At 72.7% G+C, this 23,866-nt stretch carries 23 protein-coding genes; 13 read left to right on the top strand and 10 right to left on the bottom strand.

Features of this window, described 5'->3' with window-relative positions; translation table 11 throughout:
• Nucleotides 1–25 precede the first annotated feature (25 nt).
• Genes ABZ215_RS18505 through ABZ215_RS18495 form a run of 3 tightly spaced genes read right to left on the bottom strand, consistent with a single transcriptional unit; the run spans nucleotide 26 to nucleotide 2,189 of the window.
• Nucleotides 26–349 (bottom strand): roadblock/LC7 domain-containing protein, encoded by a 324-nt coding sequence (locus ABZ215_RS18505; RefSeq protein ID WP_354950399.1) that lies wholly within the window; start codon nucleotides 347–349, stop codon nucleotides 26–28.
• Between the two features lie 21 nt (nucleotides 350–370).
• Nucleotides 371–973: a hypothetical protein gene (locus tag ABZ215_RS18500; RefSeq protein ID WP_354950398.1), complete on the bottom strand. Its 603-nt coding sequence runs from the start codon at nucleotides 971–973 to the stop codon at nucleotides 371–373.
• Nucleotides 974–983: 10 nt separating this feature from the next.
• On the bottom strand, nucleotides 984–2,189 hold the full coding sequence (locus ABZ215_RS18495; RefSeq protein WP_354950397.1) for an MFS transporter: 1,206 nt from the start codon (nucleotides 2,187–2,189) through the stop codon (nucleotides 984–986).
• A gap of 80 nt (nucleotides 2,190–2,269) precedes the next feature.
• Between ABZ215_RS18495 and ABZ215_RS18490 the strand changes: the two genes are divergently transcribed.
• Nucleotides 2,270–3,265, top strand: a complete 996-nt coding sequence (locus ABZ215_RS18490) for a LysR family transcriptional regulator (RefSeq protein WP_354708604.1) — start codon at nucleotides 2,270–2,272, stop codon at nucleotides 3,263–3,265.
• Here ABZ215_RS18490 and ABZ215_RS18485 read toward each other — a convergent pair.
• Complete coding sequence (locus tag ABZ215_RS18485) at nucleotides 3,190–3,597, bottom strand: ATP-binding protein (protein ID WP_020416660.1); 408 nt, start codon at nucleotides 3,595–3,597, stop codon at nucleotides 3,190–3,192. The genes ABZ215_RS18490 and ABZ215_RS18485 overlap by 76 nt on opposite strands.
• Nucleotides 3,598–3,789: 192 nt before the next feature.
• Between ABZ215_RS18485 and ABZ215_RS18480 the strand changes: the two genes are divergently transcribed.
• Genes ABZ215_RS18480 through ABZ215_RS18465 form a run of 4 tightly spaced genes read left to right on the top strand, consistent with a single transcriptional unit; the run spans nucleotide 3,790 to nucleotide 7,451 of the window.
• Entirely contained in the window at nucleotides 3,790–4,800 is a 1,011-nt protein-coding gene (locus tag ABZ215_RS18480; RefSeq protein ID WP_354708607.1) for an iron-siderophore ABC transporter substrate-binding protein, read from the top strand.
• 4 nt (nucleotides 4,801–4,804) lie between these two features.
• Nucleotides 4,805–5,836, top strand: a complete 1,032-nt coding sequence (locus ABZ215_RS18475) for an iron chelate uptake ABC transporter family permease subunit (RefSeq protein WP_354950396.1) — start codon at nucleotides 4,805–4,807, stop codon at nucleotides 5,834–5,836.
• Nucleotides 5,833–6,855 (top strand): iron chelate uptake ABC transporter family permease subunit, encoded by a 1,023-nt coding sequence (locus ABZ215_RS18470; protein ID WP_020416657.1) that lies wholly within the window; start codon nucleotides 5,833–5,835, stop codon nucleotides 6,853–6,855. The genes ABZ215_RS18475 and ABZ215_RS18470 overlap by 4 nt, the downstream gene beginning before the upstream one ends.
• Nucleotides 6,852–7,451, top strand: coding sequence for an MSMEG_1061 family FMN-dependent PPOX-type flavoprotein (locus ABZ215_RS18465; RefSeq protein WP_354950395.1), 600 nt, complete (start codon nucleotides 6,852–6,854; stop codon nucleotides 7,449–7,451). Before ABZ215_RS18470 ends, ABZ215_RS18465 begins: the two co-directional genes overlap by 4 nt.
• Here ABZ215_RS18465 and ABZ215_RS18460 read toward each other — a convergent pair.
• Both ABZ215_RS18460 and ABZ215_RS18455 read right to left on the bottom strand, forming a co-directional pair.
• Nucleotides 7,438–8,058 carry a hypothetical protein gene (locus ABZ215_RS18460; RefSeq protein ID WP_354950394.1) on the bottom strand — a complete coding sequence of 207 codons (621 nt, stop codon included), beginning with the start codon at nucleotides 8,056–8,058 and terminating at the stop codon, nucleotides 7,438–7,440. The two genes, ABZ215_RS18465 and ABZ215_RS18460, sit on opposite strands and share 14 nt — an antisense overlap.
• A gap of 5 nt (nucleotides 8,059–8,063) precedes the next feature.
• A complete protein-coding gene (locus ABZ215_RS18455; protein ID WP_354950393.1) occupies nucleotides 8,064–9,566 on the bottom strand; it encodes a PAS domain-containing protein in 1,503 nt (500 codons plus the stop codon).
• Nucleotides 9,567–9,641: 75 nt separating this feature from the next.
• On the opposite strand from ABZ215_RS18455, the gene ABZ215_RS18450 reads away from it, so the two are divergent.
• The 8 genes from ABZ215_RS18450 (at nucleotide 9,642) to ABZ215_RS18415 (ending at nucleotide 19,528) form a co-directional block, all read left to right on the top strand.
• On the top strand, nucleotides 9,642–9,980 hold the full coding sequence (locus ABZ215_RS18450) for a PadR family transcriptional regulator (protein WP_027931529.1): 339 nt from the start codon (nucleotides 9,642–9,644) through the stop codon (nucleotides 9,978–9,980).
• Complete coding sequence (locus ABZ215_RS18445; RefSeq protein ID WP_354950392.1) at nucleotides 9,977–10,777, top strand: ATP-binding cassette domain-containing protein; 801 nt, start codon at nucleotides 9,977–9,979, stop codon at nucleotides 10,775–10,777. Before ABZ215_RS18450 ends, ABZ215_RS18445 begins: the two co-directional genes overlap by 4 nt.
• Nucleotides 10,774–11,466, top strand: a complete 693-nt coding sequence (locus ABZ215_RS18440) for a hypothetical protein (RefSeq protein WP_354950391.1) — start codon at nucleotides 10,774–10,776, stop codon at nucleotides 11,464–11,466. Before ABZ215_RS18445 ends, ABZ215_RS18440 begins: the two co-directional genes overlap by 4 nt.
• A 711-nt stretch (nucleotides 11,467–12,177) precedes the next feature.
• Entirely contained in the window at nucleotides 12,178–12,396 is a 219-nt protein-coding gene (locus ABZ215_RS18435) for a helix-turn-helix transcriptional regulator (protein WP_017981277.1), read from the top strand.
• 42 nt (nucleotides 12,397–12,438) lie between these two features.
• Entirely contained in the window at nucleotides 12,439–15,999 is a 3,561-nt protein-coding gene (locus ABZ215_RS18430; RefSeq protein WP_354950390.1) for a ThuA domain-containing protein, read from the top strand.
• Nucleotides 16,000–16,063: 64 nt separating this feature from the next.
• Nucleotides 16,064–17,659 (top strand): chitobiase/beta-hexosaminidase C-terminal domain-containing protein, encoded by a 1,596-nt coding sequence (locus ABZ215_RS18425; RefSeq protein WP_354950389.1) that lies wholly within the window; start codon nucleotides 16,064–16,066, stop codon nucleotides 17,657–17,659.
• A gap of 25 nt (nucleotides 17,660–17,684) precedes the next feature.
• A complete protein-coding gene (locus ABZ215_RS18420; RefSeq protein WP_020416648.1) occupies nucleotides 17,685–18,605 on the top strand; it encodes a multicopper oxidase domain-containing protein in 921 nt (306 codons plus the stop codon).
• A 20-nt stretch (nucleotides 18,606–18,625) separates the two neighbouring features.
• Nucleotides 18,626–19,528: a sugar phosphate isomerase/epimerase gene (locus ABZ215_RS18415; protein WP_020416647.1), complete on the top strand. Its 903-nt coding sequence runs from the start codon at nucleotides 18,626–18,628 to the stop codon at nucleotides 19,526–19,528.
• Nucleotides 19,529–19,849: 321 nt separating this feature from the next.
• Here ABZ215_RS18415 and ABZ215_RS18410 read toward each other — a convergent pair whose 3' ends face one another.
• The 4 genes from ABZ215_RS18410 to ABZ215_RS18395 are packed head-to-tail and all read right to left on the bottom strand — an operon-like array spanning nucleotide 19,850 to nucleotide 23,491.
• A complete protein-coding gene (locus ABZ215_RS18410) occupies nucleotides 19,850–20,053 on the bottom strand; it encodes a LuxR C-terminal-related transcriptional regulator (RefSeq protein WP_020416646.1) in 204 nt (67 codons plus the stop codon).
• A gap of 56 nt (nucleotides 20,054–20,109) precedes the next feature.
• On the bottom strand, nucleotides 20,110–20,574 hold the full coding sequence (locus ABZ215_RS18405; RefSeq protein WP_354950388.1) for a hypothetical protein: 465 nt from the start codon (nucleotides 20,572–20,574) through the stop codon (nucleotides 20,110–20,112).
• Between the two features lie 11 nt (nucleotides 20,575–20,585).
• Nucleotides 20,586–21,689 carry a glutamate--cysteine ligase gene (locus ABZ215_RS18400; protein ID WP_354950387.1) on the bottom strand — a complete coding sequence of 368 codons (1,104 nt, stop codon included), beginning with the start codon at nucleotides 21,687–21,689 and terminating at the stop codon, nucleotides 20,586–20,588.
• Complete coding sequence (locus ABZ215_RS18395) at nucleotides 21,686–23,491, bottom strand: FAD/NAD(P)-binding protein (RefSeq protein WP_354950386.1); 1,806 nt, start codon at nucleotides 23,489–23,491, stop codon at nucleotides 21,686–21,688. Before ABZ215_RS18395 ends, ABZ215_RS18400 begins: the two co-directional genes overlap by 4 nt.
• Nucleotides 23,492–23,866 lie beyond the last annotated feature (375 nt).

Genomic DNA, 23,866 nt, shown 5'->3' with positions numbered 1-23,866 from the left:
GATGCACCTTCGAGCGCCTGGAAGGTCAAGCCGCGGCGCGGTCGAGTTTCGCGATGATCTCATCGAGATCCGCCTCCGCGGTGGCCACCGCGAGCCGCTCGTGGGCGTTCCACGGGAGGACCACCAGGGCGATCCGGTCGCACCTCACGACGACCTGCCGGGACGCACCGCCGTCCAGGACGTTGCTCACCCGCAGCGCCAGGCTCTGCAGCACCGCGGCCATCGAGGCCAGGTACTCGGCGTCGGTGGGGTCCAGGCCGGCCGAGTGGTCCAGCACCAGACCGTCGGCGGAGAGCAGCACCGCGTGCCGCACCTGTGGGAGTTCGCGGACGAGACCTTCGATGATCACGTGCCGATCGTGCTGGCCCCCTCACGCAGGGCTTTCCCGCGGACGCACCATGGCGTGGTGTATCGCGGCAGCCGCGGCCTGCGGATCATCCGCGTAGAACTTGATCACCCGCGCCTCGCCGGGCCGGCCCAGCGGGCGGGTGAAGGGCACCGGCCGGCTCAGCTCCAGCACGACGTTCGTCTGCCAGGACAGCGCCACCGTGAACGTCTCGCCATCCAGGTCGAACCCCGGCCTGCCCGAGTGGTCCTCGGTCCGGGCGCGCACCGCCGCGATCGCGCTCACCGGGACCCGCACGTCGAGGAACGCGCCGTACCGCACGCGGACCTCGTCCGCCGACACCGAGTGCGGGTACACGGTGATCGAGCAGAGCAGGCCGACCACCAGCAACAGCGAGTACAGCTCGATCGCCGCCAGGACGAGGTGCACCACGATCCCGAACCCGACCAGCGCGAACAGCAGCCCCTCGACCACGGTCAGCACGACGAACACGACGAGCAACGGCCGCTGCGCCCGCGAATAACCGGCCGCGACGGCTCCCGGCGCAAGCGCTTTCCGCCGCCGCAAGGCGAGTCCGATGGACGCGAACAAACGGCGCTCGTTGCGCAGGTAATGCCCTACCCCCATGATCCCGACACTACTCGTCGGACTCCAAACCCCGCCGCGGCAACAGCAGTGGCGTGCCGAGCAGCAGCACGCCGGACACCGTGATCGCGAACAGCGGGCTCGTCAGCGTCCCCAGCACGCCCCACCCCGCCATCATCCCGGCCTGCAGCAGCTTGCTGCTCACGCTCCACGTGCTGAGCACCCGCGCCGCGTGGTCCGCCGGCGTGCGGTGCAGCCGTTCCGTCGCGTGGATCGGGTTGAAGACGCCCATGCAGGTGATCAGCAAGCCCTCCACGACGATCACCGTGACGAGCCCGGGCACGCCAGGGCCCACGAACGCCAGCCCCAGCGGGAAGATCGACCGCAGCCAGCCGGAGGCGGTCAGCACCCGGTGCCGCCCGTAGCGCCGCGCCAACCGGGCCGACAGCCGGGCGCCCGCGAACCCGCCGAGCGCCGGGACGCCGAACGCCAGCCCGTACTCCCACGCGGAAAACCGGTACTCGCCGAGCAGGAGGACCGCCAGGAGCGGCGTGGTGGCCATGATCAGGCCGCTCACCAGAATCGAATTGAGGAACAGCCGCCGCAGCACGGGATCCCGTGCGATCACGCGCGCGCCGGCGAGCAGGTCGGCCAGACGGAACCGCGCGACCCGGGGCGCCGCGACATCACCGCCGCGGATGCGCAGCACCGCGAGTGCCGACAGCAGGTAGCTCAGCGCGTCGGCCAGCACCGTCACCACCGGGCCGAGCAGGGCCACGAGCGCGCCTCCGACGGGCGGGCCCGCAGCGGTCGCCACCCAGCTCGTGCCCTCGAACCGCCCGTTCGCCGCGAGCAGCCGCGCCCGGGGCACGAGGTGCTTCAGGTACGCGCCGGACGCGGCGGTGAACCCGATGTTCGCGGTCCCGGCGACGACCGACACGACCAGCAACTGGCCGTAGGACAGCACATCGAAGGCGTACGCCGCGGGCACGCTGGCCATCGCGGCGAACCGGGCCAGGTCCATCGCGATCATCACCGGCCGCTTGGGCCGGTGCTCGACCCACCACCCGAGCGGCAGCGCGCAGACCGCCGCCGCGGCGAGCCCGGCCGCCTCCAGCAACGACACCGCGAACGCCGGCGCGTGCAGCACCCGCACCGCGATCAACGGGAACGCCCCGAAGGCGAGCCACGTGCCGTACGTGCTCACCGCGTAGGCCGACCACAGCCGGCGAAGATCGGCTTCCACGCCGCAGATCACAGCGGGCAGTGCGGAGGCGGATCAAACAACCGCCGCCCGGCGAGCCACAACCGGGAGTTGACCCTGCTTAGGCTGGCCCGGTGGACACCGAGGCAGTGCGATCGTTCGTCCGGGCGGCGGAGCTCGGGCAGTTGCAGCACGCGGCCGACGAGCTGGGCGTGACCCAGCAGGCGGTCTCGAAGCGGATCGCCGCCCTGGAGCGCGAGCTGGGCGTCCGCCTGTTCACCCGCACCGCCCGCGGAGTCGAGCTGACCGCGGACGGCCAGGCGTTCCTCCCGCACGCGCGAGGGGTCGTCGCGGGCGTGGACCGTGGCATCGCCGCCGTCCGGCCGGGCTCCCGTGCCCTGCGGATCGACGTCCTCGGCCTGCGCAGCGCACAGGCCGTCGTCCTGCACGACTACTGGCGATCACACCCCGGCACCGAACTGGACGTGGTGACGCTGCGCGTCGACGACCCCCGCGTGGCGGCGGCCGCCGTGCGGTCCGGCGAGGTGGACGCCTCGTTCCGCACCCTCCCCGATCCGGCCGCGCTGCCCGCCGACGTGCGCATGATCCACGTCTTCGACTCCGCGCTGGAACTCCTCGCCGGCCCCCGGCACCCGCTGGCCGACGCCCCGTCGGTGACGCCGGAGGAGCTGCGCGGGCTCCGGATCCGGGTGCCCGGCATCGCGCCGCGCAGCGAATGGGCGGAGTTCTACGACCAGCTGGTCACGGCGTTCGGCCTGTGCATCGACGCGGCGGGCCCGCACTTCGGTGACGAGGTGCTGCTCGAAGCGCTCGCCGAATCCGCCGAGGTGGCCACCCTGGTCGGCGCGCGCGACCGCTACACCTGGCCCACCCGGTTCGGCCTGCGCCGCATCCCGGTCGTGAACCCGGTGCTCGCCTACCCGCTCTCCCTGCTGGTCCCGGCGCACCCGCACCCGGGTCTGCGGCCGGTCCTCGCCCACTTCGCGAACCTGGCGCCACTGCCCGAACCGGTGTGGCGCCCGTCCTGGATCCGTCAGGAAGTCCAGCTCAGGGTCTCGCAGTCGACGAGCGCCCAGACCGTCTTGCCGCCGTCCGCCCGCGGCCGGTAGCCCCACGACAGGGCCAGCTTGTCGACCAGCACGAGGCCTCGCCCGCGCACGGCCCTCGGGTCCCCGTCCCCCAGCACGGGCGGCGACGGGGAACCGTCGTCGACTTCCACCAGGATGCGGTTCGCGTCCCGGGACAGCCGGATCCGGCCGGTCCCGCCGCCGTGGTCGTACACGTTGGTGATCAATTCGGTCGCGATCAGCTGCACCGCGACCACCCGGTCGTCGCCCAAGTCGGAAAGCTCGGCCGCCACCCACTGGCGCACCCGCACCAGCGGCGGCACCGTGTGCGGCAGGTCGAGCACCAATGCGCCCATCACCGACGCGTCATCCATCCCGCTCACCCACGCCCTGTCTGCTCAAAGCGTCACGAGCGATTGTCCCGCTCGCCGAACCGCGGCGTGTCCATGGCACACCCTCCGGGCCGGAAACACCAGCCCTGGCCCCCGTTGTGATCACGGCCATCTGGACTGCGAACCCAGGCCTACCTAATTTAGGATCGGCTTACCTAATCCGAGAGGCTTCCCATGCGTTTCCCCCGGCCGCGTGCGCGCGGTTCCCTCCTGGCTCTCCTCCTGGGCGCGGTCCTCGTGCTCGCGGGCTGCGGCTCGTCCGCGGAGCAGAGCGCGACCGAGCCGGCGACCCCGGCGAGCGGTCAGTTCCCGGTCACCATCCCGACCGCGTTCGGCGACGTGACGATCGAGCAGCAGCCCAAGCGGGTCGTCGCGCTCGGGTGGGGTGACGCGGAGGTCGCGCTGACCCTCGGCGTGCAGCCGGTCGGCGCCGCGGACTGGCTGCCGATCGGGGGCGACGGCGTCGCGCCGTGGATGCCGCAGGACAAGCACTACACGACCGCGCCGACGATGCTCGGCACGCTGGAGGTCAGCGCCGAGCAGGTCGCCGCGCTCAACCCGGACCTGATCCTGGACACCCGCGCGAGCGGCGACAAGGCCCGCTACGACCAGCTGGCCGCCCTCGGCGTCCCCGTGCTGAGCATCCCGGCAGGCGGCGAGGCCTACGCGACCACCTGGCAGCAGCAGCTCGACATGATCGGCAAGGCGCTCGGCCGGACCGCCGAGGCCGCGCAGGTGCGCAACGACCTGGACGCCAAGTTCCAGCAGGCCGCGGACGCGCACCCGGAGTTCAAGGGCAAGACCGTCGCGGTCGGCGCGAAGATGGCCACCTCCTACGGCGCCTACGTCAACGGCGGCGCGCGCATCGAGTTCATGGAGCGGCTCGGCTTCGCCCAGTCACCCGCGGTGCAGGCCCTGGCCGGGAAGGACTTCTACATCACCGTCTCGCCGGAGCGGATGGACCTGTTCAACGCCGACCTGACCGTGATCTCGCCGATCGGCATCGACGCGAGCCAGATCGACAGCGACCCGCTGTTCCAGGCGGTGCCCTCGGTCAAGGCCGGGCACGTGGTCGTGCTGTCGGACAAGACGATCTCGCAGGCCTTCGCCAGCGCGACCCCGCTGGGCCTGAGCTACGCGATCGACAAGGTGGTGCCGATGATCACCGAAGCGCTGGCACGCTGACCCGGTGCTCCGCGAAACCACGACCGCGCTCCCCCAGCGCCGCCGGGCCCCGCTCGGCCTCGGCCTGATCCTCGGGCTGGTGGTGCTGGGGCTGGCCGTGGTGGCCAGCATGGCGGTGGGGGCCAAGGGGCTCCCGCCGTCGGCTGTCGTCGACGCCCTGCTGCAGCACGACCCCGCGAACCCGGATCACGTGATCGTGTGGGAGGTCCGGATCCCGCGCACCCTGATCGGGGTGCTCGCGGGCGCCGCGCTCGGCCTGGCCGGGGCGATCATCCAGGGCGTCACCCGCAATCCCCTGGCCGATCCCGGGATCCTCGGCGTCAACGCGGGCGCGTCGCTGTGCATCGTGGCCGCCATCAGCCTGGCCGGGATCCAGTCGATGACCGGTTACGTCTGGTTCGCGTTCCTCGGCGCGGGCCTCGCGGCGGTCCTGGTCTACGGGATCGGCTCGCTCGGCCGGGACCGCGCCACCCCGTTGAAGATCGCGCTCACCGGCGCCGCGTGCGAGGCCGCGTTCCGGTCGCTGACCACCGGCATCCTGGTCACCGACAACGCCACCTACGAGCAGTTCCGGTTCTGGCAGGTGGGCGCGCTGGCCGGCCGCGATTCGTCGGTCGTGACGCAGGCCCTGCCGTTCCTGGTCGTGGGTTTCGTGCTGGCGCTGGCCTCCGCGCGCGCCCTCAACGGGCTGGCGATGGGTGACGACGTGGCCCGCGGGCTCGGGGTGCACGTCAACGCCGGCCGGGCGTTGTGCGCGCTGGCCGTGGTGATCCTGTGCGGCACCGCGACCGCGATGGCAGGCCCGATCGCCTTCGTCGGCCTGATGGTGCCGCACGCCGCGCGGCTGATCACCGGCCCGGACCACCGGTGGTTGCTGCCGTACTCGATGGTGCTGGCGCCGCTGGTCCTGCTGACCGCCGACGTCGTCGGGCGGGTGCTCGCGCAGCCCGGCGAACTGCAGGTCGGCATCGTGACGGCGGCGATCGGCGCGCCGGTGTTCATCGCGCTGGTGCGGCGGAAGCGGGTGCGTGGATGACCAGCGTCGTCGAGGTCCACCGCCGCACGGCGCGGCGCACCGCGGCCGTCACCGCCGTGCTGGCCGTCGCGGTGCTCGCGGTCTTCCTGCTCGCACTGTCCATCGGGGACTTCCCGATCGCCCTGCCCGACGTGGTGCGCACGCTCTTCGGCGGCGGCACCGTGCGGGACGACTACATCGTGCTGCGGCTGCGCCTGCCGCGCGCGCTCGCCGGCCTGCTGGTCGGGTTCGCGTTCGGCCTGTCCGGCGCCCTGTTCCAGCGGCTGCTGCGCAACCCGCTCGCCAGCCCGGACGTCATCGGCGTGACCGCGGGCTCGTCGCTGGCCGCGGTGCTGTGCCTGATCACCCTCGGCGTGTCCGGGCTGGTCGTGCCGGCCGCCGCGCTCACCGGCGGTCTCGCCACGTCGGTCCTGATCTACGCGCTGGCCTGGCGGCGCGGGGTCACCGGGCACCGGCTCGTGCTGGTCGGCATCGGGGTCGCCGCGCTGGCCGCGAGCGCCATGTCCTACCTGCTGACCCGCGCGGACGTGCGGATCGCCGCGCAGGCCCTGGTGTGGATCACCGGCAGCTTCAACCGCGTCGCCTGGGGCGAGGTGCGGATGGCCGCGGTGTTCCTGGTCGTGCTCGTGCCGGCCGCGTTGCTGCTCGGCCGCACGCTGACGGTGCTGGAGCTCGGCGACGACGCCGCCAAGGGGCTGGGCCTGCGGGTGGAACGGGTGCGGCTCGCGTTGCTGGCGCTGGCGGCCGCGCTGTGCGGGGTGGCGACGTCGGTCGGCGGGCCGATCGCGTTCGTGGCGTTCCTGTCGGGGCCGATCGCGACGCGCGTCCTGCGCACCGGCCGTCCCGGGCTGGTCCCGTCCGCGCTCGTCGGCGCGCTGGTCACGCTCCTCGCGGACTTCGCCGCGCAGCACCTGCTCAGCGGCGCCCACCAGCTGCCGGTGGGGGTCGTCACCGGCGCCGTCGGCGCGCCCTACCTGCTGTACCTGCTGGCCACCGCGAGCCGAGGAGCACGTTCATGACCGTCTGGCGCCCCGAGGACGCCGAAGTCGTCACCAGCGAGGCGGAACTGCGCGAGGTGGTCAGCCCGCCCGCGCCGGTGATCGCCGCGAAGGGGCTGGCCGGGATCGACGGGCTGAGCCGGAAGTTCATCGACGCCGCCACGCTGTACTTCGTCGCGACGACCGCGCCGGACGGCAGCCTCGACCTGTCCCCGCGCGGCGACCCGGCCGGCAGCGTCCTGGTCTTCGACGACAACCGCGCGCTGGCCTTCGCCGACCGGCCCGGCAACCGGCGGCTGGACACGATGCGGAACCTGCTGCGGCACCCGCGCGTGGGGATGCTGTTCGTGGTGCCCGGCAAGGAGGACGTGCTGCGGGTCAACGGTCGCGCGACGATCGTGCGCTCGGCCCCGTTCTTCGGCGAGCTGGCCGAGGGCGGGGTGAAGCCGGCGCTGGCCGTGGTGGTCGAGGTCGAGGAGCTGTTTTTGCACTGCGCCAACGCCTTCCGCCGCTCCGGCGTGTGGGACCCGGCGACCTGGCCGGACCAGGCGGACCTGCCCACCGGCGGTCAGCTGCTGAAGAACCAGCTGGAGACGGCGAAGCTCAAGGGTTGGTGAGCGGCGCGGCGTACCAGCGCCATTCGCTGAGTCGAGCTCGTCCCGGCAGCTCGCCCCGGCCGGTCGCCCACAGCAGCGTCGGCCACGGCTCGTCCGGGGCGACGTGCGGGAAGAGCCGTCGCAGCACGGGCTCGCACAGCTCCCCCGGCGGCTCCCAGGCCAGGCCGAGCCCGGTCGCCAGGTCGTGGGTGTGCACCAGGGTCTCCACGATCCCCATCGCCGCGAACCCGGCCGGGTCAGCCTCGCCCCAGACGTGCCAGGCCCGCACGTGCGCCGGGGTGGTGCGCACCATCGCGGTCAGCAGCGCCGCGCTCGCCTCCACGACGCGCAGCAGCCCGGCCGGGCCCGCGGAGCGGTCCGCGTGCACGGCGTTCGACGGGCCGCCCGGCCGCAGCCGCTGCCACAGGTAGGGCACCTCCCCGTGGCGGGGCGGGGTGCGCGGCCCGAGCCGGACCGCGTAGCCGAAGAAGTCGTCGGAGAGGTGCTCGGCGGTTTCCCAGCAGCTCCAGTCGAGATCGCCCGCGGGAACGTCCCAGTCGGCGTCGATCGCGGTGCGCAGCGTGCCGAGCGCGAGCTGGACGGCGTCGTCGAGGTGGTCGGCGTTCATCTCACTCATGATCCCCCGAGCGGCATCCGCCAGGTGTAGCGCCGTTCCCCGTCTCCGGTGTCGAGGGTCAGCGACCCGCCGAGCTGGTCCGCGCGCCGGGCCAGCGCGGTCAGGCCCAGTTCGGCGATGCCGGCGGGCAGGACGAGCCCGCGGACCGTCAGCTCGCCGACCACGTGGGGCGGCTGGACGCCCACCGACACCGTCACCTGCGCAGTCCGGTCCCGCACCTCGCCGACCAGCACTTCGGACAGGACCGCGATCAGGTGCTGCTCGGCCCGTTCGCCGAGCACGCCGTTGAGGCGGGGGTCCAGCCGCGAGGTGGTGGCGAACCCCTGCGCCTCGGCGGCGTGGTCGATGAGGTCCTGGATCCGCTCGCGGAAGGTCCGCCCGTCCGGGCGCACTCCCGCGGTGCGGAACACCGCGCTCTGCAGCTCCTGCACCACGCCGTCCAGGGCGACGACCACACCGCGCACGCGCCGCGCCGGTTCGTCCCGGATGATCAGCTCGGCCGCGGAGCTCAGCTCGAGCCCGAGCTGGAACAACCGGCTCACCACCGACCCCTGCAGGTCGCGGGCGATCCGGTCGCGGTCCTCCAGCAGCAGCAGGCGAGCGGTGTCCCGCCGCCGGTCGCCCAGTTCCAGCGCCAGCTCGGCCTGCGTGGCGAACGGCTCCAGCGGCACGATGGCCGGGCTGCCCAGTCCGCTCCGGCCCGGCGGGTTCGTGACGACCAGGACGCCACGGACCTCCTCCTCGTGGCGCAGCGGCACCGCCACCGCGACGCCGTCGCCGGTCACCCGCACGCCGGGCCTCCCGGTGCGGCGGACCTCCTCGGCCAGCGCGGCCGGGTCCACGGCGGCGTCCCCGGCCTCCGCGGCGACGGCGAACCGGTCGCCTTCCCGCAGGAGGACGCACCCGCTCGCGGCGTCGGCGATCTCCTTGGCCCGCAACGCGATCAGCCGCAGCACCACCTCGGGTGGCGCGTCGGCGAGCATCGCGGTGGTGATGTCCGTGGCGGCGGCCAGGCGCTGGTTGGTGCGCTCCAGTTCCTTGCTGCGGGCGTAGACCTCCGCCTGCCCCGCCTGCATCTCGGCCGCGTCCTGCCGCGGCAGTCCCAGTTCGCGGAGGACCTCGGTGACCTCCTCGACGCGGTGCAGGATCATCCGGACGCTGCCGTCGTCGTCCAGGACCGGCACGTTGACCGGGCTCCAGAACCGGTGCTCGACCTCGTCCGGACGGCCGGCCACGGCCACGTCGAACTTGAGCAGCGCCATCACGTTCCGCTCGGCGGTGGCCAGCACGCGGTCCAGCGAGGCGCGCAGCGCGCGGGCGGCCTCCGGGTCGTCCGGGAAGGCCTCGAACACGTCGTGGCCCACGAGCTCGGCGCGCGGGCGCCCGGACACCTTCTCGTACGCGTCGTTGACCGCGACGATCACGAAGTCCCTGGACAGCAACGCACTCGGCGTCGCTCCCGCGCGGAACACCGCCTCGAAATCGACACGGTCCGACATCTCCACATTCCAGCTCACGCGACGCCGGGCGGGTAGGTAGCGGCGCAACCTAGGTGGCTCTGCTACTTTGTCGGCGTGGATCAGGAGCGGCGGGCCCAGTGGTTGCGCGGCGTGCTGGACCCGTGCGTGCTGGCGCTGGTCGAGCGGCGCGAGTCCTACGGGTACGAGCTGGCGCAGGCGCTGGACGCGGCCGGGCTCGGCCCGATCCAGGGCGGCACGCTGTACCCGGTGCTCCTGCGGTTGCAGCGGACCGGGCTGCTCACCGCGAGCTGGCGGGAGGGCTCGGCCGGTCCCGCGCGCAAGTACTACCGGATCACCGCCGCCGGCGCCGAGAAGCTGCGCCTGACCAGGGCCGACTGGCGCGAGTTCACCGCCGGCGTCGCCGCGGTGCTGGGGGAAGGAGCGACGCGATGAACGTCGACAACTGGCTGACGGCGCTGGCCGGGGAGCTGCACCGGCACGGTGTCAGCCCGGACGTGGGCCGCAACGTGGTCGCCGAGGCGGCCACGCACCTGCGCGACAGCGGCGAGCACCCGCTGCGGGTGTTCGGCCCGCCCGCGGTCTACGCGGCGGCGGTCGTGGACAGCGTCGGCCGTGCGCCGCGCCGGGGCGGGCGGGTGCTGCTGGAAGCCGTGGGGATCACGAAGAAGTACGGCAAGCGGGTCGTGCTGTCCGATGTGGACCTGACGGTGCGGTCCGGGCAGATCGCGGCGGTGGTGGGCGCCAACGGCTGCGGCAAGAGCACGTTCCTGCGGATCTGCGCGGGCATGGCGGGCGCGGACGGCGGCGAGGTGCGGGTGCACGGCTCGCTGGGCTACTGCCCGCAGGCCGGTGGCACGGCGGACTTCCTGACGCCGGACGAGCACTTCGTGCTGATCGGCGCGGGCCGCGGCCTGACGCGGGAGGAGGCGCGCTCGTCCGGGCGCTCGCGCGCGGCGGTGCTCGACTGGCAGGCCGAGCCGGCGCAGGCACGGCACCTGTCCGGCGGGACGCGGCAGAAGCTGAACCTGGTGCTGGCCGGTCTGGGCGATCCGGACGTGCTGCTGCTGGACGAGCCGTACCAGGGGTTCGACCGCGGGACCTACCTCGACTTCTGGGAGCAGGCGTGGCGGTGGCGCGACGCCGGGAAGGCCGTCGTCGTGGTCACGCACCTGCTCAACCAGGCCGACCGGGTCGACCTGGTGCTCGACCTGACCGGGAGGAACCGATGACCAGGTTCGCCACCGTGGCGGAGATGGCGCTGCGCGAGATGCTGCGGCGCCGGTCGGTGCTCGTCATCCTGGCGGTGCTGCCGCTGGCGTTCTACCTCAGCAGGCGGGGCGACCACTTGGGCCAGTCCGTGCGGTTCGTGTGCCTCGGCCTGGGGTGGGCGCTGAGCACGGCGGCGTTGTTCGCGGGGAGCGCGGCGCGGGAGATCGAGCCGCGCCTGCGGTTGTCCGGGTACCGCAGCCACCACCTGTACGTCGGGCGGCTGGCCGCGCTGTGGGCGGTCGGGGTCGCGCTGGCCGTGCCGTACTTCCTGTTGATCCTGGTGGACCAGGACGGCGTGCGGCACGGGCCGGTGGCGCTGATGATGGCGATCATGGTGGCCGTCTCGGCGCCCTTCGGGCTCGCCCTGAGCGCCATCCTGCCCCGCGAACTCGAGGGGACGCTGGTGCTGCTGGTGGTGGTCGGGCTGCAGATGATGACCGACCCGGGCAGCGCACTGGCTCGGGTGCTGCCGTTCTGGTTCAGCAGGGAGATCGGCACGTACGCGATCGACGGCGTGGACAGCGGGTACCTGGTGCGCGGGGTGCTGCACGGGGTGGTGTGCGCGGTGGTGCTGCTGGCCGGGGTGGCGGTGGCGTCATCCCTCCGCCTGCGGCAGCGGTCGCACCTGAAGTTCGTCGCACCCCGCTGATGGCCTGGGCCCGGCGTACCGTGGCCGGCCCATCCCGCGTGACGCCGGGCCGCCCGGGTGAGCGCGGATGAGGCCATCCGGCTCCTGCCGGTGACGGCGCTCGTGCGGTTCCGCGACGAGCGAGCGGAGGTGCCGGGGCCCGGACCGCCCGGGCCACCGACGGTTCGCCGCGCAACCTGCCCGCGCCCACTCATCCCGCCCGACGCCCGGGCCACCCGGCCCACTCCTCACCTTCATCCCGGCCCCGCCCACGAAGTGGCCCGACCACCTCGCCGGTCAACCCCTCGGCGCCCCGCCCACCCCGCGCGACGCCCGGACCGCCGACGTTCGCCCCGTGATCCGCCCACCGCCCGCCCACCCCGCCCGACGCCGGAACCGCCGACGTTCGCCCCGTAATCTGCCCACCACCCGCCCACCCCGCCCGACGCCCGTGAACCCTGGTCCCCACCCGGCCCGCTCCCCCTCCGCCACTGGCGTCCGCGGAGAGGACTGAACCACCTCGCCGCTCAGCCCCACGAAAGTTGTGGTCCGAACGGAGTCACTTCTTCCTGTTCGCGACCTTCCAGTGGCCAGTTCGCGACAGACATCTTCCTACCGTGCGCAGAAGTGGTTAGTTTCCCAGAGCATCAGTAGCCCGCTGCTGGGAGGGCAGAGATCAATGTCGATCCGACCCCGAATCACGCTGCCGGCCGGTCTCCGGGCGGACGTGAAGTGACCGCGACGCTCGACCAACCCCTCAGAGTCCTCACCGGCGAGGAGCTGGCCGTCCTCGCCCTGCTCGCCGACGGCCTGCCGATCGACGCGGTCGCGCGGCGGCTCAACCTGTCCAAACGCACGGTGCAGCGCCGGATCAGGCGGATCTGCGACCGGCTGGACGTGCACGCCCCGATCCAGGCCGTGGTCTGGGCCGCGCGGCACAAGCTCATCTGAACCCGAGCGGGGAAAACCCGCGCAGTCCGAGCGAGGGATGGTATGCGCTACCGACGTGTCCACGAACCGAACCGGTCCAGACGCCGGTTCCGCCGGGTGCTGGCCCAGTTGTGCGGGCTGGTCCTGCTCACCGCCGTGCCAGTGCTGCCCGCACTCGCGGCGCCGGCACCCGCGCCACAGCAACAGCAACAGCAACAGGCCCCCGACCCCATCCGGGTCCTGGTCTTCCACGGCCCGTCCGACCGCCAGGCCGACCCCGTGAACACGGCCGCCGCGGCCGTCCAGGAACTCGGCCGCACCGGCGGGTTCCAGGCCGACGTGGCCGCCGACCCCGCCGTCTTCACCCCGGCCAACCTGGCCCGTTACCGCGGGATCGTGTTCCTGTCCGCCAACTCCGTGACGCTCAGCGCCGCGCAGGAGGACGCGCTCAAGGCGTTCGTCGCGGCGGGCAACGGGTTCGTCGGCGTCCACGACGCCGCCCGCGCGCAGTCCACATCGGACTGGTTCACCGGCCTGATCGGCACCCGGCCCGCCACCAGCCCCGATTCGGTGCAGCAGGCCGTGGTCGACGTGACCGACCGGCAGCACCCCGCCAACGCCGGCCTCCCGCTGAACTGGACCCGCTCCGACCAGTGGCTGAACTGGAGCCCGAACCCGGTCGGCCAGGTGCACACGATCGCGCAGGTCGAGGAGTGGAAGTACCAGCCGGGCCAGGGCAGCAACGGCGCGTTCCACCCGGTGTCCTGGTGCCGCGACTACGACGGCGGCCGCTCCTTCTACACCGGCATGGGCCGCACCGTCGAGAGCTGGACCACCGACCAGCTCTTCCGCGGCCACCTGCTCGGCGCGATCCGCTGGACCACCGGCATGGTGCGCGGCGACTGCAAGGCCACGATCGCCTCGAACTACACCGTGGAGCGGCTCACCAAGCCGAACCAGCCCGGCCAGCTCGACCAGATCGGCGAACCGCACGGCCTGACCATCGCCCCCGACGGCAAGGTGTTCTACATCGGCAAGGCCGCCTGCCCGTCCGGTCCGATCGTGGACTGGAACGACCCGAACGTCGGCCTCGGCTGCGGCACCATCCACCAGTGGGACCCGAAGACCAAGCAGGTCAAGCTGCTCACCACGCTGCCCGTGATGGGCAACCGCGGCAGCGGTGACGAACTGGTCAAGAACGAGGAAGGCCTGGTCGGCATGACGCTCGACCCGGACTTCGCGCGCAACGGCTGGTTCTACGTCTACTGGATGCCGCACGAGTCCATCGACCGGGAGAAGCGGATCGGCCAGCGCACGGTGTCCCGCTTCACCTACGACGCCGCGCGGCAGACCATCGACCAGGCCACCCGCAAGGACCTGCTGCACTGGCCTGCCCAGATCCACAGCTGCTGCCACGCCGGCGGCGGCATGGCCTTCGACGACGCGGGCAACCTCTACATCGGCGTCGGCGACAACAACTCCTCCGGCGGCTCCGACGGCTACTCCGGCAACAACTGGACCGCCGAGTACCAGGGCGTCTCGTTCCAGGACGCGCGCCGCACCTCGGGCAACACCAACGACCTCAACGGCAAGATCCTGCGCATCCACCCGGAGCCGGACGGCACCTACACGATCCCGCAGGGCAACCTGTTCACCGGCGCCGAGGAGGGCGGCGGCAAGACCCGGCCGGAGATCTACGTGATGGGCGTGCGCAACATCGCCCGCCTGGCGATCGACCGGCAGCACGACTGGCTCACCGCGGGCTGGGTCGGCCCGGACGCCGGCGCCCCGAACCCCGAACTGGGCCCGGCCAAGTACGAGACGGCCACCGTCATCACCTCGGCGGGCAACCAGGGCTGGCCGTACTGCATGGGCAACCGGCAGCCCTACCGCGACCGCAGCAACACCGACGCCAGCGTGCTCACCGGCTGGTACGACTGCGACAACCTGAAGAACACCTCGCCGCGCAACACCGGCCTGGTGGACATCCCGCCCGCGCGGGACAACGCGATCTGGTACTCGCCGCAGGGCGGCGGGCCGGTCTACCCGGCGCGCGCGGACGGCAGCGGCATCCCGTCCTATGTGGAGTCCGAGGCGACCTACACCGAGCCCTACCTCAAGGGCGGCGGGCAGGCCGTGATGTCCGGCCCGACCTACCACCGCGCCGAGGTGAACACCGCCAGCGGCGTCGCCTGGCCGGCGTACTGGGAGGACAAGTGGTTCATCGGTGACGAGTCCAACGGCAACAACCGCATCGCGGTGACACTGGACCCGGCGCGCGTGCCCACCCAGGGCGCGCCCGCGTTCGCCGAGGACCTGCGGCAGATCATCAAGGGCGGCGGAGGCGAGGGCGGCCTGCAGAGCTGGATGGACGCCAAGTTCGGCCCGGACGGCGCGCTGTACCTGCTGGACTACGCCGGTGGCTTCTTCAGCCTCGACCCGAACCAGAAGCTGCTGCGCATCACCTACCACGGCGGCGCGGCGACCCCGGCTCCGGAGTCGGCGACCGTCGGGACCACCACCCAGGCCGGCCCGATGACCATGGCGTTCAACAGCGCCAAGGCCGGCGGGGTCGCGTGGCGCTGGGACTTCGGGGACGGCACCACCTCCACCGAGGCCAACCCCCAGCACACCTACCTGCGCGGCGGCACCTACTACGCGACACTGGAGGTCACCTACGCCGACGGTACGAAGGCCACCGCGAACCTGCCGGTGACCGTCAGCTGCCCGGCGCCGGACGCCCGGCAGAAGGTGTGGTTCCTGGACGGCGAAACCGCGGTGCCCAACCGCAACATCGGCCTCGGCTGCACGATCAACGACCTGGTCGACGACGAGCGGCCGTGGGCGAGCCACGACGCGTTCACCACGTACGCCACCGACGTGGTCACGAAGCTGCGTGGCTTCGGGCTGTTGTCCGACAAGGAGGCCAACCAGCTGATCCGGGCCGCCTCGGCGTCCCAGGTGGGCCGGTCCACCGCCTACGAGTGGCTCTTCGACGGCACCTCGATGAACGGCTGGACCCAGGCGCCGGACGGCCGGTTCGACCTGCAACCCGACGGCACCCTGCACAGCGCCGGTGGCATGGGCATGCTGTGGTACTCCGGCAAGGCGTTCGGCGACTTCTCGGTGCGGCTGCAGTTCCGCGACGTGGCGCCGGCCGGTGACCGGGCCAACAGCGGCGTGTTCACCCGGTTCCCCGACGTGCGGACCCCGCTGGAGCAACGCCCGCCGGGCAGCTGCGGCACGGTCGGCTCGGCGCGGACGTCGCAGGCGTGGGTCGCGATCTACTGTGGACAGGAGATCCAGATCAACGACAACACCGCGGGGGATGCGCAGAAGACCGGTTCGGTCTACAACTTCTCCCAGGTGGGGCTGGACCGGGCGATGCCGACGCCGAAGGGCGTGTGGAACGACTACGAGGTGCGGGTGACCGGCCAGCACTACACGATCATCCGCAACGGCGTGGTGATCAACGAGTTCGACAACACGCCCGGCAAGCAGTCCTCGCGCGCCGGTGACCCGCCGACCGATCTGCGGCAGTTCTTCAGCGGGTTCATCGGGCTGCAGAACCACAGCGACCGCGACGTGATCGAGTTCCGCAACATCCGGGTGCGGCAGCTCTAGCAATCCCGATCCCCGGTGGCGCCGCCGCGGCGGCGCCACCGGGCTCCACCCTGCGAGGAATCCCATGAGAATTCTGCGTGGCGCGCTGGTGGCCGCGACGGCGGGACTGTGCCTGCTCACCGGCACGACCACCGCCGCGATCGCCGAGCCCGTGCCGATCACCGCGGCGGCGGAACAGGTGCTGACCTGGACCGCCGACGACAGCCTGACCGAGTACGCGTCCGCGCCTGCCACGGCGGTCGCGGGCGCGGCGACCATCGTGTTCGAGAACAGCACCGAGACCGGCAACACCACCGGCATGACCCACACGCTGACCTTCGACACCTCGACGCCGGGCTACAACCACGACGTCGACCTCAACATCACCGCCAGCCCCCTGGACGCCGAGCACGGGCTGCACCAGGCGCAGGTGACCCTCACGCCGGGCAAGTACCGCTACTACTGCGCGATGCCCGGGCACACGATGAGCGGCGAGCTGATCGTCACCGAGAGCGGCGAGCAGGACACCACGCCACCGGAGGTGACCGCGACCGTCGACGGCACCACCGACCCCGACGGCAACTACGTCGGCACCGCCACCCTCACCCTCACCGCGACCGACGACAGCTCCGGCGTCGGCACCGTCGAGTACACGCTCGACGACGACACCTACCGCCCCTACACCGGCCCGGTCACCATCACCGCGCCGGGCGCGCACACCGTGCACTACCGCGCCACCGACAAGGCGGGCAACGCCAGCGACCCCAAGACGCTGGTGATCAACGTCGTGCAGCCGAACGAGGACACCACCGCGCCGGTGGTGAACGCCAGCGTCGCGGGCGAGCGCAACGACGCCGGGAACTACGCGGGCAGCGCCACCGTGACGGTCACCGCGACCGACGGCGAGTCCGGCGTGGCGAAGATCGAGTACACAATGGACGGCGGCGCGTACGCGACCTACAGCCAGCCGCTGGTGCTGGGCACCGGCACGCACACCCTGACCTACCGCGCCACCGACAAGGCCGGCAACACCAGCGAGCCGAAGACCCTGACGGTCAAGGTGGATCCGCTCGGCGACGTCACGGCGCCGTTCGTGACCGCCGACCTGGACGGTGAGCTGAACACCGAGGGCTCCTACGCCGGCAAGGCCACCCTCGTCCTGGCGGCCACCGACACCGAGTCCGGGATCGCCTCCATCGAGTACGACCTGGACGGCGCCGGTTTCGTCCGCTACGGCCAGCCGGTGACCATCACCGCGGTCGGCACGCACATGCTGCACTACCGCGCGACCGACCGGGCCGGCAACACCAGCGCCGTGCAGATGCTGTCGTTCACCATCGCCGAAGCGGGCGACCTGACCCCGCCGGTGGTCACCGTGCAACTGGCCGGGCCGCAGAACTGGTCGTGGGACTACGTCGGCCCGGTGACGGTCACCCTGGCCGCGACCGACGAGGCCTCCGGCGTCGCGCGCATCCAGTACTCCTTGGACGGCAACGTGTTCACCCGCTACAACAAGCCGTTCGTCGTCGACCGCGTCGGCACCCACACGGTCCGCTACCGCGCCACCGACGAGGCGGGCAACACCAGCGAGATCGGCAGCGTCACGTTCACCGTCGTGTCGTCGAGCGGCCCCTCGAAGCAGGAGCGGCAGCCGAACCCGGCGTTCGAACGCATGGTGTGACTCCCCTCCACGAAAGGACCTTTCCATGGCCAAGATGACGCGGCGCGCCGTGCTCGGCACCGCGGCGGCCGGGCTGGCCGCGTCGGTGCCCGGCGTCGCGGCGGCCGCCCCGGTGCGGGCGCAGGGCACGACCCGGCGGATCACGATGTACGCCGAGAAGATCTCCGACGAGCTGTACGGCTACGGGCTCGCGCCCGGCGGGGCGACGGTGCCCGGGCCGGTGCTGGAGATGTGGGAGGGCGACACCCTCGAGATCGACCTGGTCAACACGACCGACCGCGTGCTGTCGCTGCACCCGCACGGCGTCGACTACGACGTGAACTCCGACGGCACCCTGATGAACGGGTCCGCGGTGATGCCCGGCCAGACCCGGCGCTACACCTGGCGCAGTCACGTGGGTTACCGGCGGGCGGACGGGTCGTGGGCGGAGGGCACGGCGGGTTACTGGCATTACCACGACCACGCGATGGGCACCGAGCACGGCACCGAGGGTGTGCTCAAGGGCCTGTACGGGGCGCTGGTGGTGCGGCGGCAGGGCGATCTGCTGCCGAAGCGGCAGTTCACCGTGGTGTTCAACGACATGATGATCAACAACCGGGCGCACCACGACGCGCCGACGTTCGAGGCGAACCTCGGCGAGCGGGTGGAGTGGATCGCGATCGGGCACGGCAGCAACTTCCACACCTTCCACCTGCACGGGCACCGCTGGCTGGACAACCGGACCGGCATGCGCACCAGCGAGTACGACCCCAGCCCCCTGATCGACATCAAGGACCTCAACCCCGGGGTGTCGTTCGGGTTCCAGGTGATCGCCGGTGAGGGGGTCGGGCCGGGGATGTGGATGTACCACTGCCACGTCCAGAACCACTCGGACATGGGGATGGCGGGGATGTTCCTGGTCCGCAACGCCGACGGCACGATGCCGGCCGGTGTCCACGAACACTGATTTCTGGGAAGGAGAGCGTCATGTGTGGTGGAGTTCCGGTCGTCTTCGACCGGCGCAAGTTCCTGGCGGGCGTGGCGGCGACCGCGGCCGGGGTGGCGGTGGTGGGGGCTGCTCCGGTAGCGGCCGCGTCGCCGGGGCGGCGGATCCCGAACAGCCGGATCGGGCTGCAGATGTACTCGGTGCGGGACGCGTTCATGTCACAGCCGGAGGCGGTGCTGCGGGCGCTCGCGCGGGCCGGGTACCGGAACCTGGAGTTCGCCGGATTCCCCGGTGGCACGGATCCGGCGCACGCGCGGGAGATCCGGCCGCTGCTGGACAAGTACGGCCTGCGGGCGGTGTCCAGCCACCACGGGTACGCGGAGTTCCTCGACGAGGCGCGGGTCGGTGAGCTGATCGAGATGGCGCGGATCCTGGGGCAGCGCTACATCGTGTGCCCCGGCGGGGTGCCAGACACGGCGGAGGGTTTCGCCGAGGCCGGGCCCGCGTTCAACCGCGCCGGGGAGCGCATCCGCCGGGCGGGGATGAAGCTGGGGTACCACAACCACACCAGCGAGTTCACCGGTCATGGTCCGGACGGGCGGACCTTCTACCAGATCCTGCTGGACAGTTCCGATCCCGAGTTGCTGTACCTGGAGCTGGACATGGGGTGGTCGTCCGCGGCGGGGCTGAGCGCGCAGGAGAACGTCGAGCTGATCCGGGCCAACCGGGGCCGGATGCTGCTGGCGCACGTGAAGGACCTGGACGCCAACGGCAATCTGGCGGACCTGGGCACCGGGGTGGTCGACTACCGCACGATCCTCAGCGGGGCGACCCGCCTGGGCATGCGCGAGTTCATCATCGAGAACGACGACCAGAGCAACCCGCTGACCGATTCGCGGGCCGACCGCATGCACGACTACCTGGCCGCGCTGCGCCTGCGGTAACCGCGGCAGCGGTAGCCGCGGCAGCGGCAGCCGCGGCAGCGGCAGCGATAGCCGCGGCAGCGGTGGGGGTTCCGGCTCCGGCGGGGTTTGGCAGGCCCGCCGGAGCCGGACCACGCCGCCGCCGGCACGAAGGCCGGCAGCCGCGCGCCGCGCGGCCCCCACCACGAGGTTCGATCCCCACGGCATCCCCCGCGCCCGCCGCACGGCCCACTCCCCCGTCCGGCGGTCAGATCATCTCCCGCCGCACCACCCACACCGGCGCATCCGGCCACGCCAGCCCAGCACGGGCCCCCCACCGCATCCCGCACCAAGCTCGCCGCCTCAGATCATCTCCCGCCGCACCGCCCACACCACCGCTTCGATGGGCGTCGCCACGCCGAGGCGGTCGCAGACGGCCCTGATGCGGCGTCGCACGGTCCGGCCGGACAGGCCCACCCGGCCGCCCACCTCCTCCGGCGACAGCCCCTCCGCCAGCAGCCCCAGCAGCACCAGGTCACCGCGGGGCAGGTCGGTCACCTCTGCCACCCCGCGATCGTCATCGCCCGGACCGCGCCGGGTCAATGACAGAACAAGACAAGACGTCACACCGCGGCGGCCGGGTCGAGCCGGTCCCACCCGCCGGTCGGCAGGGGCCGCACCTCCCGCACCCACGAAGCCCGCACGTACGGCAGGCACACCTGAACCGGCTCGCCCACAACCGGCCCCAGCTCCCACGCGCACTCCCGCCCCTCCAGCGACGCGGCGAGGAAGTCGTTCCACCGCCCGTAGTCCGACTCCACGACCAGCTCAGCCGGCGCGTCGAACTCGACCGTCGCGAACCCGCGGCTCAGCTCGTGCTCGGCGTCGAACAGCAACATCGCGTCGATCAGCCGCAGCTCCCCGTGCCACGCCCACACCGGCGGCCGCCCACCGGTGCCGACCCCGGCTCGCTCCATCGCCGCCACCATCGCCCGGTACGGCGTCACGAGCCCGGGCGGCACGCGGTCCCAGTCGCCGACGAGGTCGCCGGTCACCCTGGACAGCGGCTGGAAAGTACGCAACAACACGATCACCGAGGCTAACGAGGGCCGCCCCGCGGCACCTCCGGGTAATTCCCGGAACCGGTGAGCAGCTCGACCACCGCGCCGACCCCACCGCGCTCGAAGGCCGCCCGCTGCCGCGACGCCCCGCCGCCGGCCGCCACCAGCGACGGCACCGCCTGCTCGGCGAACTCCTTCGCGCCACCGTCCAGGTGCGGCCGGACCTCGTCCAGCAACCGGGCGAGCACCACCGGAACCGGCCGCAGCACCCGGTCCACCGGGTCGACGCAGGTCCCGTCCAGGCCGTCCCGCGCCGCGCGCCACAGGTCGGCCCGCAGCACCTCCTGCGGCACCCGCGGCGCGTCCACCCCGTCCCCGATCCGGGCGAAGGCCGTGGCGGCGAGGCCCTGCGCGAGCACCGCGAGCAGCGCCGCCTCCCGTTCCGTCGCCGCCACGTCGCACACCCGGATCTCCACCGTCGGGTGGCGCGGCGACAGGCGCATGTCCCAGTAGAGGTTCCCCGGGTCCATGATCGCGCCCGACCGTGCCATCTCGTCGACGAGCTCCTCGTACTGCCCCGCCGTTTCGGCGTAGGGCGGCGGGCCGCCGCTGGGCCAGCGGGACATCGCCAGGTACCGCCAGCTCGCGTACCCGGTGTCGGCGCCCTCGGCGAACGGCGAGTTGGCGCTGACCGCCAGCAGCACCGGCAGCCACGGCCGCACGTGGTTGATCACCCGCACGCCGGTGTCGGAGTCCGGGACGCCGAGGTGGATGTGGCACCCGCACACGTGTGCCGTGCTCATCAGCCCGCGGAAGTGGTCGGCGATCCGCCGGTACCGACGGCCGGGGCTCAGCCGCACCGGATCGGCGCTCATCGGCGGGGACCCGGCGGCCAGCAGCCGCAGACCGGCGCTCGCCGCGCCGTCGCGCAGCCGCGCCCGCTGGTCCCGCAGGCACTCGAGCAGCTCGTCGGACTGCTCGCACACCGGCGTGACCGACTCGACCTGGCAGCTCACCATTTCCGGCTGCAGCTCCCCGGCCACGTCGTCGGACCCGGCGAGCACGGCAGGCGCCGCGGCCGCGAGCCGGTTGCGACGGTCGATCAGCAGGAACTCCTCCTCGACGCCCACGGTGACGGTCATGCCGCCCCCAGCATCGCGGCCGCGATCGCGTCGGCGTCGCGGCAGAACGGGCTGTCCTGGCCGGGCCGTCCGGTGCCGACCTGGGTGAACCACCGGGTGTTCTGCGTGATCACGCCCAGCGCGTGGATGTCCGGGGCCGGCTCGCCGCGCGCGTCGACCACCCGGAACGGCGCGGGCGTGACCGCGAGCCCGCCGGTGGCGAAGGACTCCCCCGTCGCCGGGTCGGTGTTGACGAACTCGCTGATCAGCCCGTCGGCGAGCATCTGCCGGAGCAGCGGGTTGCGGTCCCGCGCCAGGTCCGGGCCGGGGGCCCGAGCGTCGATCAGGGTGCCCGCGTTGCGCCGCGATCCGGCCACCCGCGGCGAGGAGATCGTGAAGCCGGCGTCGATCCGCGCGTCCGGGCCGACGACGTCCAGCACACCGGCGTCGAGGAGCGCGACCAGCTGCTCGACGTGGTCCGGCGGCGGCCCGGCGGACAGCAGGAAGTTCGCCGGCACGAACCGGGACAGGAAGTCGCGGTGCGACGAGGGCAGCAGCCCGCCGAAGTCGACGATCCCGGGCAGCGCGGGCCGCAGGGTGCGCAGCATCTCCAGCGCCGCCTTGACCGGGCTGCCTTCCGGGCCGCGCCTGCTCTCCGCGACGTCCCGCACCAGGACTTCCCGCAGCCGCGCCCGGAACTCCGCCGGGTCCGCAAAGGACAGTCCGTCGAACGGGCGCGCCAGCTCCTCCGGTCGCAGGGGCGGCACGTCGGTGAGGCCGAACGCGGCGAGCACCTTGCCCGTGCGGCGCTCGTCCACGCGGTCGCGCTTGTCCACGACGTCCGGGAACGCGGCGGTGAAGCGCGCGGCCTCGTCCTCGCCGTCGCGGAGGCCGACGATCCGGCGGTAGTAGGCGTGCTCGACCTCCGCCCAGATCAGCGGTTCGACCTCGGCGGCGAAGTCCAGTTTGGTGCTGCCGCGCGCGTCCAGCGCGGCCGTGCGCAACCGGTCCAGGCGGGCGGTGGTGAGCAGCACCGGGTCCGGGGCGAGGTCGGGGCGGTGCACCTGGGCGCGCGCCAGGAAGGGCAGACCGCTGCGCGACCCGGCGACGATCAGCGGTTCGTCGCCGCTCGGCACGTACCGCAGCTTTCCCTCCGCGCGGGTGAACCGGCCGCCGCGGCCGAGGGTCAGCGACCGGACGACGTCGTAGAACGTGAGGCCGAGCCCGCGAACCGCGACGGTCTCCCCGGCGAGGATGTCGTCGAGCGGCAGGTCGGCGGCAATGCCCGGCCCGAGGACCCGGCCGCTCGCCCGGAGCCGCCGGTCCTCCTCGGACGGTTCCAGGTCGCTGTGGCCGGTGGTCAGAACGACTTTGTCGGCGAGGATCGTCCCGTCCGGCAGCCTCAGCCGCAGCCCACCCGCCGCGCGGGTCAGCGCGGTCACGTGGGCGGCCACCGGCCGGATCTTCACCCCGTCCGGCGCTTCGGCACACAGGCGGTGGAACGTGTCGCGCAGGTAGGCGCCGTAGTGACGGCGGGAGGGATACTCGTGCGGCGCGACTGCCGACCACGCCGCGAAGTCCCGTCCGGGGAACGGGCTGTCCGGGGAGTGCGCGGTCAGTTCACCGGCCGTGGCGTTGGTGGCGTACCACCCGGACTGCCGGGTGCGCCAGACGCGTCCCGGCCCTGGCTCGACTGGCTCGACCGCCCAGATCGTCACGGGCCGCGGAGCAGCCGCGAGCCGCACGACGAGCCGTTCCAGCACGGACAACCCCCGAGGCCCGACGCCGATGACCGCCAGGGACAGGGGCCGTCGTGATCTCATACGGCTCGGGTACCAAAACGATCAGGAGCGAAACCCGAGCGGTGGGTGAGCCTCCCCTCCTCGGTGGAGGGGTGAGGGCCTCGCTGTCGGCCCAGAGCTCACCCGGCGGGCGAGCCGCTACGCCTGCGTAGCCTTCGAATCCCAGACCCGGTGACAGCAGGGCGCCCCCAGCCCTCGCGCCACCCAGCAGACGAGCCGCTACGCCCGCGTAGCCTCCAGCTCCCAGGCCCGGCGACCACAGAACGCCGCCCAGGCCCTCAACCACCCGCTACGCCCGCGTGGCCTCCGGCTCCCCGACCCGGTGACAGCAGGGCGCCCCCAGCCCTCGCGCCACCCAGCAGACGAGCCGCTACGCCTGCGTGGCCTTCGGCTCGC

Source organism: Amycolatopsis sp. NPDC006131 (assembly GCF_040614175.1).
Taxonomy (GTDB): Bacteria; Actinomycetota; Actinomycetes; order Mycobacteriales; family Pseudonocardiaceae; genus Amycolatopsis_E; species Amycolatopsis_E tucumanensis.
Note: the sequence above shows the minus strand (reverse complement) of the source record. Positions and strands in the feature narration are given on the sequence as shown.